The following is a 13,876-nucleotide window of genomic DNA, read 5'->3' as shown; positions in this document are numbered from 1 at the left end:
TAACCAGTTTATGTCTGGCAACCATAGCGATACGGTACCACCTGATTCCATTCCGAACTCAGAAGTGAAACGTATTAGCGGCGATGGTAGTGTGGGGTTTCCCCATGTGAGAGTAGCACATTGCCAGACTCCTATTTAGAGAAAGGCCACCTAATCAGGTGGCCTTTTTTTATGCTTGTAAGTTAATTAACATTCATCGATTTATTGATATCAAATCAGGTGGCCTTTTTTTATGCTTGTAAGTTGTTAACCAGTCATCGATTTATTGATATCAAAGTAGGTGGCCTTACTCTAAAGCGCTGCGCGCAAGAGCAATTCCAAAGGGGAAACCTAACCCATCTAGTGTCATGCAATACTTTACTTTGTAGTTGATAAATAGGTGTCACACATCCATGTGGCTGCATCCAGCCTCGCATCCTTGCGAGTCGTGCACTCGTCAAACGTTGCTGCGCAACTAACAACATCCTCGCTTACCCCCATGCGAGAAGGTAAATCGAAGAAACGTCATATATGGACCCACCCAGTTTGCAAGGTTTATTGATAGATAATAAGTGAGTTATCGCCTTCATATATTCGGCCTGTTTATTGAGCTCAATGGCTCATGGCGAAGCCGTATAAAAGGGTGGGTCCATTACATTATCCCCGAAACGCTCTTATGTCGCGCACGCAGTCGGGGACCTCTGTGGTATAATCGTGAATTCAAAACATAACTTCGCTCACACTCAAAACAAAACCCAAAAAGAACTCGTCACTGATAACGCACCCACACTAGCCGTGCGTCACTAGCGTGCGCGCCCACATCCCTGAACGTCGTTCAGTCGGTTAACGCTTCTGCGAAGCTAACAACAACCGCCTTCACCCCCATGCGAGAGTAACTTTTGCTTCAGCGAACCAAAGTCCAAAAGAATAACATTCCGCCATGGTCACCGATGGTTGTTAGGGACGACAACCTTCAGCGCACAGTGAAGTAATCACAGGGCGGAGGCTATGGAGGATTTTTATTCATACATGTGGGCAGATAATTTTATTACATGTAACTTTCGCATTTCCTTGATGTGTCATTGTCAGTAAAAATTTGAATATGATCAAAGTCTTTGGATGAGGGAAGTGCGTTTGTTACTAACTTCTCAAACTGATCTGCGACGGCTTGGATTTTATCTCCTAGATTTTCAATGGCGTCAAAATCGCTTTGATGTTGTTGGATTAAAGCCTCTATTTTTTCAGCAATCGCTGTTTGTTTTTCCATTGCCTGTTTGTCTATTCGTATAAGCTTTTCTGTCTCCTGCACTGCAATATGAGAAACTTTACGCATTTGTTCCTCTAATTCATCCAACGCGGGTTGCATCTTTTTGATGGGCACTTCTAATTTATGCATGAGCTCAGATTCTTTGTTTAAATTGTCGTAAGCTGCCGCTTGTTGCTCATTCAATGTCATGGAATAAACAACGTCACATCCCTTATAGGCTACTAATTCATAACCCGACAGTTCAGGCTTGTTTGTGGCAAATACTGATAAGGCCAAAACAGAGGTTAACGTTAATGAGGTATATTTCACCAAGTGATTCATAAAATGCTCGCTTTTTTGTAAGTGGTACAGATAAGTCGAGCCATAGGAAAAAATAGTTTTAATTTAGCAGCCTTTTACAAATAGTTGTTTAATAAATAAACAAAAATTGCAATCTCAGATACTTTTTTCATACACTGTGTGGTAAAAATTAAAATGGAAAAGCCACTTTGGCAGGGAATGTTTTAAAAATTAGACCCCTTTATTTACCACTAGCTTATGTTTTAACGCTGTGGCTGTTTAATTATTCGTTAGGCTTCATTTCCATAGAGCAAGATCGCACCAGTGTATTGGCGCGAGACGCTGGTGCTGCGGTAGTGTTGCCATTGTTAACGGCACTATTGTGGTGGAGCAGAAATGTTTGCATCGTTTCTTGTGCAAATTCGCTTGGATATATAGCAAGCCATCGACGAACACGCAAACAAAGCAAGCTTGTACATCATTTTGAAAAAATAATTATTAATCGATTGTCAAAGCTAAACGCCGTCATAGCAGTTTTGGCCGCGATGATTGCGACGCTTTATTTATCCTCTGAAGGACTATTTAACGTACAAGAAACCAGTGTGTATCAGGTATCTGAATACCGTTATTTGTTGTTATTGCAGGCCTTGCCGCTTTGGTTTTGCTTACTTTCTTACATAACAACCTTGTACTTTATTCTTCGATTAGTTTTTCTTTATTGCAGCAAATATATGCGTGTCAGATTATTTGAAGTAGAAGAAATGAGTCCAATCTGTGACCTGATCGTCGTAAATTTTTTGTTTGCCACTTTGCTAATTTCGACTTATCCGATTAATTCGTTTTTTGTTGATATTCCTAAAACTGACCAGTTTCTAATGCTGTTCTTTGCGATCATTATCGCTGGGATTTTGCTGGTTCCTATTTATTGGGTGCAGTCAGTGATTCGTCTCAGAAAAGACCGTTCTTTAACAAGAGTGAATGATTCTCTCAACGCTCAATTAGACAAAAACCATACGCAGAGCGCTCAACGGAGGTTGGTCGATGATGATGTGCGATTACAATATATTTCTGATTTGCTTGTGGTCAGAAAAGAAATTCAACGAGCGCCCGTATGGCCAATGAACGTCCCTTTTGCGCTTAAAATGCTTTTTATTCTTACTATCCCGCTATTGTCCTGGACAGGAGCTGGGATTATCAGCCAAATGATTAAGCCTTGGACTCAGTGATGGAATCCGTTGCACGAAACAAAGGTATTCAAAAACACGTGAGTTTACCAAATTGGTTTGGGCCTTTCTTATACGCAATTTTAGGTGTCACTGGCTCGTATTTACTTGGCGCGTTTGACACGCCTAATCCAGAAGATGCGAAGTTAGCGAAAGAGTTTAACGCTGGTTTCGCACTGCCAATTTTTACCGGTTTACTTTGGTTTATTAATGCCACCATGTTGCAACGAGCCTATTTTTGCCTAGACAACTTTATGCAAAATAATTTGGATAAAGTGTACTCGGTTGACGTTGTTAACATGTTGCGTAATCGTTTTAAGATTAACCTGAAGATTTCTGTTGGGTTAGGAGTGGCTTCAGGCATTACCTATATGTTGTTTGAAGGGGTTTTGGCGACGGATTTAAGAATGGTCGCAATTTATTTAAACCTTATGGCGATCCCTTTTTGGGTTTTGACTTTTTTATTCATGCTTCAACTTTTTTATGTAACTCGCTACGTCATTAAACACTTCTTAAGTGTCGAAAAAATTGATTTGTTTGGTATCAAAAAACTAACGCCAATTTCCGATTTGGTTATCTCCAACACGGTGCTATCAGCGATTAGTTTGGCGTTTGTACCGCTATTTTGGATAGGCAGAGAGATACCCCAGTTGGACAAGCTGATCGTGGCTACCGTATTTATCTTGTTTGCCTTGTTTCTATTTTGGCCGGTAGTTAGAGTTCAGCGCATCATCGCGCGGAAGAAGCGTTTGGCAATTAGCCGGATCAACCAATCTTTCCACCTGTTATTTGACAGAAAAATAGGTGAAAATCGCAGATTGACTGATGACCCTGAACGTTTACGTAAACTCAGTGCTTTGATCAGTGCAAAACAGGAAATTTCAGAGGTGTCTGAGTGGCCTATTGATTTGCCGCAAAGTATAAAAGGCATTTTGATTTGCTTTTCAATTCCATTCTCTTGGATAGCAGGTTCTCTTGTGGAAACTTTGGTTTCAAAGTTTCTTTAATCTTTGCAAAATAATGCTCTTCACAAAATGTTGACCAAAAAACATAGATGAAATGACGTAAAACCTATCGAGACCTTTTCAAACTGATGGCATATTGATTACTATACTCTCATAGCAATGCACTAGGATGCGTTGAATTATTATGCTGATTTTAAGACCTAACTGCGAGTTATGTGACAAAGATTTGCCCGCTGATTCAGACGAGGCAATGATCTGTACTTATGAGTGCACGTTTTGCCAGAGCTGTGTGGAAAATGTGTTAGACAATGTGTGTCCAAATTGTGGCGGCGGTTTTTGTCATCGACCCATTCGGCCCGTGCATGCTCACCGAGAAAATGTTAGTTTGGCTCATCACCCCGCTTCAACTGAAAGAGTGCATACTCCGTTTACTGTGGAACAAATTAGAGCTTTCTCACAAAGTGTGAAAAACAAACATGCAAAATGAATCAACGAGCATAGAATCGCCGTGCATCCGAAATTGCTGTTTGGATCAAAATGATATGTGTGTCGGGTGCTTTCGCATGCTTGATGAAATCTTGATATGGGGGCAAGCTTCTGATGATAAAAAGCAAGCTATCATCACAAAGCTTGCACTTCGAAAAATGACGCAAAAATCCACCAACGCTAAAAGTTAAAATCTGCTACAATCCGCGCCCACCGTAACTTTAGTACGCAATTCTAATCGAATGAAAATAGTATTAGCTCCGATGGAAGGAGTCGTAGATCACCTGATGCGAGACATGTTAACCCGTGTTGGTGGATTCGATCTGTGCGTAACAGAATTCGTTCGTGTCGTTGATCAATTATTACCTCCCAAAGTGTTTTATCGGCTATGTCCTGAACTTAAAACTGATGGACTCACACCAAACGGCACACCCGTCAAAGTTCAGCTACTTGGCCAGGAGCCAGACTGGTTAGCTGAAAATGCTGTACGCGCGATCGAAATGGGCTCTCATGGAGTCGATCTTAATTTTGGTTGTCCGGCAAAAACGGTAAATAAGAGTAAAGGAGGTGCGGTTCTGCTCAAAGAGCCCGAAGCACTCTATCAAATTGTCTCTGCAGTAAGAAAAGCGGTACCTGAAGACCAAGTCGTTACGGCGAAAATGCGATTAGGATTTGAAGACAAAACCCTTGCCATTGAAAACGCATTGGCTATTGAGTCGGCTGGCGCTGATAGTCTGGTCATTCACGCTAGAACGAAAACAGAAGGCTACAAACCACCTGCATACTGGGATTGGATCGCAAAAATTAAGCAACAAACAAACATCCCCATTATCGCAAATGGCGAAATCTGGAATAAAAGCGATGCGGCACAATGCCAGCAGCAATCGAATTGCCAGGACATTATGTTGGGCAGAGGCGCTCTTGCTTTACCTAACCTTGCCAATGTGATCCGCCATGATGCTGCACCCATGTCCTGGCAGGAGCTAAAGCTATTACTTATCGATTATTCTGGTTATGAGATCTTCGGCGACAAAGGTCGTTATTATCCAAATCGTATTAAGCAGTGGTTTGGCTATTTACGCAGACAATATACTGAAGCCGACACGGTTTTTGAACAGATCCGCACGCTTCGGCAAGCAGAAGAAATCGTTAACATACTACAAAGTTAAACCAATTCAGTTTAATCTGTTCGCTGGTTTTTACAGTAAACATACAGCATTACATAAGAATAATAGATAATCACAACAATAACGGCAGGGAAAAATGAACACTTCTGTTAACAAAAAAGCACTGGCACTTAGCGTGTTGGGCGGCTTATTTTTGGTGGGTTGCAGTGACGACAAACCTGAAAAGACACCGCCAATTCAAATCGATAAAAACCCTTTTCCTAGTACCTATCAACCTATGACTAGTTCGCCAACGTTAATTACCAACGTGACGATCCTCGATGGTGTGGGCGGAATGATCCAGTCGGGCTCTGTGTTGATGAGCGATGGAAAAATTCAAGCAATCGGTGAATCTATTGAAGCGCCTGAAGGCGCTACCATCATTGACGGGAATGGGCAATGGGTCACGCCGGGTATTATTGATGTGCACAGTCACCTCGGTGTTTATGCAACACCAGATACAGCCTCTCATTCTGATGGTAATGAAATGACCAACCCGGTAACTGCACAGGTGTGGGCTGAGCACTCTATTTGGCCACAGGATGCAGGGTTTAGCCGTGCATTGGCTGGAGGCGTTACCAGCATGCAAATTCTGCCTGGTTCGGCTAACTTAGTTGGCGGACGAGCCGTGACCGTTAAAAACGTACCAAACAGAGTTGTTCAGGATATGAAATTCCCTGGTGCTCCGTACGGAATGAAAATGGCGTGTGGTGAAAACCCGAAAAGGGTATATGGCCAAAAAGGTGGTCCAGGAACCAGAATGGGCAACGTTGCCGGCTATCGTCAGGCTTGGGCAGATGCGCAAGACTACAAACAAAAGTGGGATCGCTATTATAAAGATCACGAAGCCGGCAAAGATCCAAATGCGCCTAAACGTGATTTAAAACTCGAAACTCTCGCTGGTGTGCTTGATGGTGAAATTATTGTGCACATGCATTGCTATCGAGCTGATGACATGGGCACCATGTTGGATGTGATGAAAGAATTTGATTACCAAATTGGCTCATTCCATCACGCGGTTGAGTCGTACAAAATTGCCGACAAGTTGGCAGAAAATAACGTTTGCTCATCGATGTGGGCAGATTGGTGGGGCTTCAAAATGGAAGCTTACGATGGTATCAAAGAAAATATCCCTATGGTGCATGCCGCTGGCGCTTGTGCAATTGTGCACTCTGATAGTGATCAGGGAATACAGCGCCTAAACCAAGAAGCGGCAAAAGCCTGGGCCGATGGAAATCGTGTTGGATTAAACATTAGTCAGGCTGATGCATGGCAATGGCTATCTGCAAACCCGGCCAAATCACTGGGTATATTTGAACAAACTGGCTCTCTGGAAGTGGGTAAAAACGCCGATGTGGTGCTGTGGAGTGCTGATCCCTTCTCGACTTACGCAAAAGCGGTTAACGTATACATCGATGGAGCACTGGCTTATGACCGCACTGATCCACAAAGCTGGCCAGTAAGCGATTTCGAGTTAGGCCAACCGGGTGAAGGAGACAGCAAATGAATACATTTGGAAGAATACTTACAAAGACATTATTGATGTCAGTAGTGGCCACATCGGCAGCATTTGCTGAAAATATTGCGATAGTAGGAGCCCGGGTACATACCATGTCTAGTCAAGGTTCAATAGACAACGCAACAGTCTTGATCCGTGATGGAAAAATTCAACGTGTATTAAATGAAACGCCAGCGCTTGCTGGCTATCGTGTTATTGACGGGAAAGGCAAGGTTGTCACACCAGGACTAATGGGAGCATACACATCACTAGGATTAGTCGAAGTAGGGTTTTCTGCTGGAACGGTCGACGCAAGAACAATAGCTAGTGGCATTTCGACCACAGGAGCCGCCTTAGATGTTTCCTACGGCGTTAATCCACATTCATCGCTAATTCCTATTTCCCGTTCTGAGGGCGTTACTTCGGCAGCAACAGCGCTTCAAAATACTGATCAATTGTTTCAGGGACAAGGCGCAATCATTACGCTGCACGGCAACACGCCTGTATTACGTTCCGCTGCATTTATTGCCACGGGCGTAGACAATGGAAGTGCTGATGATATTGGTGAGAGCCGAGCAGCCCTTTGGGTCACTCTGGAAAAAGCACTTGTCGAAGCAATATATATAGACGGGAAATCCATTACACCACAAAGCGAATGGCATGGTGCGAGCACGGTTGAAGATGCTATAGCATTGTCAGCCGTTGTAAAAGGTGAGGTGCCTTTGATGATCGAAGTGCATCGTGAATCGGATATTCGCCAAGTCATCGCGTTTAAACAACGCCACGAAGGGATCAACGTTGTATTACTGCGCGCAACAGAAGGTTGGAAAGTCGCTAAAGAATTGGCTGCAGCTAATATCCCTGTGATCCTCAATCCTGAATCAAACCTGCCTTATGAGTTTGACCAGCTTGCTGCAACGCTGGAAAACGCAGGACGATTGCATGACGCAGGCGTGTTGGTCGCTATTGGAATGAATACCCATAACATTCGCTTGGCAAAACAGCATGCAGGCAATGCTGTATCTCATGGATTGGATTGGGAAGCGGGTTTAGCAGCCTTAACAATCAATCCAGCAAGGATCTATGCTGTTGATGACATGCTAGGAAGTATAGAAGCAGGTAAACGGGCTGATATCGTTGTTTGGTCGGGAGATCCACTAGAAGTGACAGAAACTGCTGAAATTGTATTAATCGGTGGTGAGCAAGTGGATATGACCTCTCGTCAAAGTAAACTGCGCGACCGCTATCTACAGAAGGCACAAGGCAAAACTGTGCACTATGTGCGGCCGTAGAAAGATGCCAACCTAGTTGGCACTTATTTCAACTGACTAATACGAAAAAACCGAGCCAATGCTCGGTTTTTGCTTTTTGTTTGTGTCTAAGAGTGAATCAAGCTTGAGTATTAATTACCGAACCGACACGGGAGTCCGGAGTAGGGCTATTCTCTGCTGTACTGGGTTGCGCGGCCGGCGTCTCTAGCTCCGCTTGTCTTTGCGATGTTTCCGCTTGACGAACCTGCTGTGGAGCAGATGTTTGCGAAACAGCTGCATTGTTTGAAGAACCTATTTCCATCGCGATTGACCTCTCATAAATTATTTTATCGATAACTTTTTACAAATTTTAGTACAAAAATCATTCAACGGTTAAGTTTTTGCACTGACTTTGCTTTTTTCAAGGCTTTACTGCTAATCCGCCTTTAATGCCCCTTCGAGTTTTTCTTTCATAAATTCAGCGATCATCGGTTGCGCTTCTAGGTTTGGATGTATGCCGTCTCGTTGCATCAACGATTTGTCTAGGGCAATGTCCTGCATAAAAAACGGAATAAGAGGCACATTATTTTGCTCCGCCAACTCGGTGAACATGCTTGTGAACATTTGGTTGTATCGTCGCCCGTAATTTGTTGGGATCTGCATCTGTTGCAAAATTACTTCGATTCCTTGTTGCTGAGCGAAGGTGATCATTGACTGAATATTGTCACGCATTTTTTTCACGGGATGACCCTGCAATCCATCATTTCCACCTAACTCAATATATAGGTGAGTCGGTTGGTGTTGCTCTAAGAGTCGAGGTAGTCTGGCTAATCCACCGTCCGTTGTTTCACCGCTAATTGCTGCATTTACAACGATTATGGGTTGCTGTTGCCATGCATTTTGTAACAAACTAACCCAACCTTGCTCTTGCCTAAGCCCATACGCTGCACTTAGGCTATCACCTAGTACCAGAATTTTTTTCTGCTCACTGGTTATTTGCTCTGCGGCTAAGTGATCTGAAATGATCAGCAAAGGTATAAATAACAAGACTAATTTCAACTGACGCATTGCGTCTTTTTTAAACCATAAGTGCACTATGACAACAACTCCAAATGTAATGATTGAAACGAAACACATCACCAAAATAGTGAATACGAGTGAAGGCCAACTTCAGATCCTTCAACCAATTAGCTTTAATGTCAAGGCGGGTGAGTCCGTTGCCATAGTTGGTGCGTCCGGCTCCGGAAAATCAACCTTATTAAGCCTGCTTGCCGGGTTAGATCAGGTCAGCGAGGGAGAGATATATCTTGATAGCGCGGGGCTGCACGGTATGGATGAAGAACAGCGCGCTCGTTTGCGTGGTGAAAAAGTCGGCTTCATTTTCCAGAGCTTTATGTTAGTGCAAAGCCTAACTGCGCTGGAAAACATTATGCTGCCAGCGGAAATTGCGGGAATGGATAATCCAAGAGAGTTAGGGCAACAAATTCTTGAGCAAGTTGGCTTGGGCCACCGTGGCACTCATTATCCAAATCAATTATCTGGTGGCGAACAGCAGCGTGTTGCTATTGCGCGAGCCTTTATCACTAAACCAAAAATTCTTTTTGCCGATGAGCCCACAGGTAACCTTGATGCAGCAAACAGCGACAAGGTTGAAAAATTATTGTTTGACTTGAACCGTGAATCTGACACTACTTTGGTTTTGGTGACTCATGATCCTGAGCTAGCAAGCCAATGTCAGCGCCAGCTGCACATGCACGCCGGTGAATTGACTGAAGTGACAGAGCAGCCCTCAGGATCTGATGCTGATATTCAACAAATGCAGGCGAGCTAATCATGAATAGTGCGTTTAATTTAGCTTGGCGTTTGTTCAAGCATGAAGCCAAACGAGGCGAATTAACGATTATTTTGTTTGCCATTGTGTTGTCTGTGGCCTCTGTATTATCGTTATCTCTGTTTAGCGAGCGACTGCAGAGTGCTTTGACTGCTCGCACGGCTGATTTTATTGCGGCAGACAGACTCTTAGATTCAGAAGATCCGGTGGATCCACAGTGGATCAGTAAAGCCAAAGAGATGGGGTTGGCCACAACTCAGCAGGTTTATGCCCGTTCGATGGTGTTTGGTAACGAGCAAATGACCCTCACCAGTTTGCGCGCAGCTGCAGATGGTTATCCACTAAAGGGTGAGATGAAAACGTCAACTGAGCCATTTGGATTGGGAGAGGTCACGGAATTTTTACCTGCGACCGGCGAAGCTTGGGCGGAATCGCGATTATTCCAAAATCTAGGTCTGAAACTGGGTGATAAGATTGAAATAGGAGATAGTGACTTTACCCTTACCCGAGTAATAACAGAAGTTCCTGACTCGGGGTTTAGTGTTTTCGGTGGAAACCCTAAAGTGCTGATTGGTTACGACGAGCTCGCGGGCACAAACATCACGGGTCCCGGAAGCAGAATTACTTACACTTACTTTTTTGTTGGGGATTCATCAACCCTCGATGATTATTACGATTGGTTAGAGCCGCAACTTGATCGCGAGTTGCATTATTGGATGTCGGTGGAAGATGATGATTCTCCCATCGGTCGTTCTGTGGCCAGAGCAGAGCAATATTTCTTATTAGCCAGTTTGCTAGCCATTGTGCTCGCTGCGGTTTCGATTGCCGTAGCAGCGCAGCGCTACAGCCAACGTCATTATGATCCTGTTGCGATCATGAAAACCTTAGGTGCCAGTAAAAATACCGTTCAGCGTGTTTATCTTTATCAGATTTCGTTCATTACTATATTAGGAATTGTGATCGGTACAATTGCCGGGTTAGGGATCCAGCAACTGGTGGTTGCCGCAATTGCTGACCGGGTAGAGGTGTCGCTCGATGTCTGGCATTGGCGGCCACTGATTATTGCTGTCTTCACCGGTATTGTTTGTGCTGTTCTGTTTTCACTTTACCCGCTGCTGAAACTATTTTCCGTGCCGCCGCTTCGTGTATTGAGGCGTGATTTGGGTGCTGGAATGAGCTCCCGCGTATTGCAGTTTGGCGCAACAGGTTCAGCAATACTGCTACTAATGTGGGCATACAGTCAGAATCTAAAAATCAGTTTAATCTTATTTGTTTCAGGTATTGTTTTAGTGTGTGCGTTGCTGGCTATTACCTATGGGTTAATCGCTGTAGGCCGCAAGCTTGGGCAAGGCAAAATGGGTGCCTGGCAGCTCGCCTGGGCGAGAATCAAACGTCGGGCGATGGACAACAGCGTTCAACTGATTAGTTTCTCTATTACCATCATGCTTTTATTGGTAGTTTTGGTTATGCGTAACGATATGGTATCCCAGTGGCGAGACCAGTTACCACAAGGGACACCGAACTATTTCATGTCGAATATAACCGAGCAGCAACGCCCTGGATTGGATGCACATTTTCAGCAAAATAATGTGCAAACCGATGTGTTTTATCCAGTCGTTCGTGCAAGGTTTGTTGCGATTAACGACGAAAAAATTCGCACGGCAGTAACCAAGGAAGATGATGAACAACAGGATCAAGGGCGCAATGGATTAGGTCGAGAAGCTAACTTGACGTGGAGCTCGACGCTGCAAAATGAAAACCGTATTGTTGCAGGGAAATGGCTCGACTCGTGGCAAGAAGGCCAACCTTATGGCGTGTCAGTAGAAGAACGACTTGCCGAACGATTAGACATAAAGCTTGGCGATGAATTAACGTTCAATATTGGCAGCGAAGTTGTGGATGTAGAAGTGACCAGTTTGCGAGAGGTGAATTGGCAAACCATGCAACCCAATTTCTTCTTTGTACTGCAACCAGAAGTGATGCAAGCCTTTTCACCTACCTACATCACCAGTTTCCATTTGCCGTCGGAACAAAAAGCCAAGGTTTCTGAATTGATGAGACCCTTTGCCAGTGTCACATTGTTCGATGTCGATGCGCGGATTAATCAGTTAAGAGAAATTGTTGATCAGGTATCATTGGCCGTAGAATTTATTCTGATCCTGGTACTGATCGCAGGCTCATTGGTGCTCATAGCTCAAGTTCAAGCCAGTATGGATGAACGCCAGCAAGAGTTAGCGATACTGCGCACCTTAGGCGCAAAAGGGAGCTTGATACGCTCTAGCGTGGTGTTCGAATTTTTGATCATCGGTATCGTTGCCGGGGCGATGGCTGCTTTGGCAAATGAGCTGACTCTATACCTGTTGCAATCTCAGGTCTTTCAGATGCAGGGTTCGATTCACTACGAATATTGGCTTATTGCGCCCCTCGTCGGTGCAGCTGTTGTTGGCTTATTAGGGGCAGCAGGTTGCTGGCGACTTCTTACGCTTAACACCAGCCAATTGCTGAGGAAAATGGTTTAAGCCATTGACGACCAAAAGGGGGCGCGTTGGGTAAGTCAGCGCGCTCGCTTTATAACTCCAATGTATCTAGTGCTTGCTGAACGTGCGGATAGGAAAATGTAAAGCCATCTTCGGACAAGTGGGCAGGAATGACGTTTTGTCCGTAAATTAATAAATCTGCCATTTCTCCCATTGCGATTTTAAGTGCGACCTTAGGGGTGAACAGAATACAGGGTCTATTCACTGCACCGGCCAAGGCTTTTGAAAAAACTTTATTGGTAACAGGGTGCGGTGCAGTAAAATTGTAGATGCCAGACGACTCTGGATTGTTCAATAAAAACAGTATGCCGTTGACCATATCGTCGATATGGATCCACGACATATAATGTTTCCCATCACCGATAGGCCCACCTAGCCCTAATTTAAATGGCAGGGTCATTTTGCTTAACGCGCCACCAGAATCTGACAACACGATCCCTGTTCTCAACACGCATACGCGGGTTAAATGTGTTGCTGACAGTGCAATGTCTTCCCATTTTTTACACAGATGATGACTAAATTCATCGTGCACTTGGGAATAATCTTCAGTAATTGCTTGATCACCTTGACGACCGTAATAGCCAATCGCAGAACCGCTAATAAAGGTTTTTGGCGGTTGTTTGCCAGACTTAAACAGATTCGTAAGTTTTTGTGTGACATCCCAACGACTAGATTGGATCACGCGCTTTTGCGCTTTTGTCCAACGTTTATCCACAATAGGCTCGCCGCAAAGGTTGATCACGGCGTCAAAGGCGTCGAGCGATTTTAAGACGTTAAGAGACTCCAGTAATGTCACTTTATCGGGCAAGGTCTTTTTTGCCATACGCACAGAGCGTGTGAGCACGGTGACTTCTTGATTGGCCGCCAAGAGCTTGTCGACAAGTGCTCGCCCAATTAGACCTGTACCGCCCGTCACCAAATATTTAGCCATTTTGTGTTATTACCCTTTAGTGCAAGATAGACACAGCGACACTGAGTCTGAGAATCGCAATGCATGAGGTTTGTCTACCTCTGCTTCAGCATAGGTTACCCAGGCATGTTCTGCTGCAATTTCGAGTACATCTGAGGTAAGTTTTTCAAGCAATGAAAAACGATTATCTTCGACTAGCTTAATTATGCGCTTGGTGATCGTTTTGTAATTCAGCGCGTCGCTCATGTCATCAGAATCGGTTGCTTGCTCGGCGTCGTAATGAATTTTTACGTTGATCACTACATCTTGCTTGTTGAGAATTTCGTCCTCGTTGATACCGATATAGGTTCGAAGTCGAAGGTTTTTAATTCTGATAGTGGCTGGGTTCAGCTTCATGTATTGATGTTTCCTTTATTGTTTTGGTGTTGCTACAAAAAACGTTAGTACACCAATCTGAATATTTGCATTGCACCGGTATTCTGATA

Annotated in this window: 14 protein-coding genes and 1 rRNA gene; 10 read left to right on the top strand and 5 right to left on the bottom strand. The window is 44.1% G+C overall.

Annotation, left to right across the window (positions count from 1 at the left end; genetic code table 11):
• Nucleotides 1–13 precede the first annotated feature (13 nt).
• A 5S ribosomal RNA gene (gene rrf / locus FM019_RS16350) occupies nucleotides 14–129 on the top strand.
• Between the two features lie 898 nt (nucleotides 130–1,027).
• Here the strand turns inward: rrf and FM019_RS16345 are convergent.
• On the bottom strand, nucleotides 1,028–1,567 hold the full coding sequence (locus FM019_RS16345; protein ID WP_143837020.1) for a hypothetical protein: 540 nt from the start codon (nucleotides 1,565–1,567) through the stop codon (nucleotides 1,028–1,030).
• A 167-nt stretch (nucleotides 1,568–1,734) separates the two neighbouring features.
• Here FM019_RS16345 and FM019_RS16340 point away from each other — a divergent pair, with 167 nt between their 5' ends.
• From FM019_RS16340 to FM019_RS16310, 7 genes are all read left to right on the top strand, one after another.
• Entirely contained in the window at nucleotides 1,735–2,751 is a 1,017-nt protein-coding gene (locus tag FM019_RS16340; protein ID WP_143837019.1) for a hypothetical protein, read from the top strand.
• Entirely contained in the window at nucleotides 2,751–3,755 is a 1,005-nt protein-coding gene (locus tag FM019_RS16335) for a hypothetical protein (protein ID WP_143837018.1), read from the top strand. The genes FM019_RS16340 and FM019_RS16335 overlap by 1 nt, the downstream gene beginning before the upstream one ends.
• A gap of 142 nt (nucleotides 3,756–3,897) precedes the next feature.
• A complete protein-coding gene (locus FM019_RS16330) occupies nucleotides 3,898–4,200 on the top strand; it encodes a DUF1272 domain-containing protein (protein WP_143837017.1) in 303 nt (100 codons plus the stop codon).
• Nucleotides 4,190–4,390 carry a DUF1289 domain-containing protein gene (locus tag FM019_RS16325; protein ID WP_143837016.1) on the top strand — a complete coding sequence of 67 codons (201 nt, stop codon included), beginning with the start codon at nucleotides 4,190–4,192 and terminating at the stop codon, nucleotides 4,388–4,390. The genes FM019_RS16330 and FM019_RS16325 overlap by 11 nt, the downstream gene beginning before the upstream one ends.
• Before the next feature lie 51 nt (nucleotides 4,391–4,441).
• Nucleotides 4,442–5,368 (top strand): tRNA dihydrouridine(16) synthase DusC, encoded by a 927-nt coding sequence (dusC, locus tag FM019_RS16320; RefSeq protein WP_143837015.1) that lies wholly within the window; start codon nucleotides 4,442–4,444, stop codon nucleotides 5,366–5,368.
• Nucleotides 5,369–5,462: 94 nt separating this feature from the next.
• The gene (locus FM019_RS16315; protein ID WP_143837014.1) at nucleotides 5,463–6,872 is read left to right on the top strand and encodes an amidohydrolase; all 1,410 of its coding nucleotides are present in this window, start codon (nucleotides 5,463–5,465) and stop codon (nucleotides 6,870–6,872) included.
• Nucleotides 6,869–8,155 carry an amidohydrolase family protein gene (locus FM019_RS16310; protein ID WP_143837013.1) on the top strand — a complete coding sequence of 429 codons (1,287 nt, stop codon included), beginning with the start codon at nucleotides 6,869–6,871 and terminating at the stop codon, nucleotides 8,153–8,155. Before FM019_RS16315 ends, FM019_RS16310 begins: the two co-directional genes overlap by 4 nt.
• 97 nt (nucleotides 8,156–8,252) lie before the next feature.
• On the opposite strand, the gene FM019_RS16305 is transcribed toward FM019_RS16310, so the two are convergent.
• Together FM019_RS16305 and FM019_RS16300 are read right to left on the bottom strand one after the other, a co-directional pair.
• Complete coding sequence (locus FM019_RS16305) at nucleotides 8,253–8,435, bottom strand: hypothetical protein (RefSeq protein WP_143837012.1); 183 nt, start codon at nucleotides 8,433–8,435, stop codon at nucleotides 8,253–8,255.
• A 113-nt stretch (nucleotides 8,436–8,548) separates the two neighbouring features.
• Entirely contained in the window at nucleotides 8,549–9,181 is a 633-nt protein-coding gene (locus FM019_RS16300) for an arylesterase (RefSeq protein ID WP_185969317.1), read from the bottom strand.
• Nucleotides 9,182–9,230: 49 nt separating this feature from the next.
• Here FM019_RS16300 and FM019_RS16295 point away from each other — a divergent pair, with 49 nt between their 5' ends.
• Both FM019_RS16295 and FM019_RS16290 read left to right on the top strand, forming a co-directional pair.
• Entirely contained in the window at nucleotides 9,231–9,944 is a 714-nt protein-coding gene (locus tag FM019_RS16295) for an ABC transporter ATP-binding protein (protein ID WP_143837040.1), read from the top strand.
• A 2-nt stretch (nucleotides 9,945–9,946) separates the two neighbouring features.
• Entirely contained in the window at nucleotides 9,947–12,463 is a 2,517-nt protein-coding gene (locus FM019_RS16290) for an ABC transporter permease (protein WP_143837010.1), read from the top strand.
• 49 nt (nucleotides 12,464–12,512) lie between these two features.
• Here FM019_RS16290 and FM019_RS16285 read toward each other — a convergent pair whose 3' ends face one another.
• Nucleotides 12,513–13,412: a TIGR01777 family oxidoreductase gene (locus FM019_RS16285; RefSeq protein WP_143837009.1), complete on the bottom strand. Its 900-nt coding sequence runs from the start codon at nucleotides 13,410–13,412 to the stop codon at nucleotides 12,513–12,515.
• Between the two features lie 9 nt (nucleotides 13,413–13,421).
• Nucleotides 13,422–13,787 (bottom strand): dihydroneopterin triphosphate 2'-epimerase, encoded by a 366-nt coding sequence (folX, locus tag FM019_RS16280; RefSeq protein WP_143837008.1) that lies wholly within the window; start codon nucleotides 13,785–13,787, stop codon nucleotides 13,422–13,424.
• Between the last annotated feature and the right edge of the window lie 89 nt (nucleotides 13,788–13,876).

Source organism: Aliiglaciecola sp. M165, from assembly GCF_007197995.1.
In the GTDB taxonomy this organism is placed as follows: Bacteria; Pseudomonadota; Gammaproteobacteria; order Enterobacterales; family Alteromonadaceae; genus Aliiglaciecola.
Note: the sequence above shows the minus strand (reverse complement) of the source record. Positions and strands in the feature narration are given on the sequence as shown.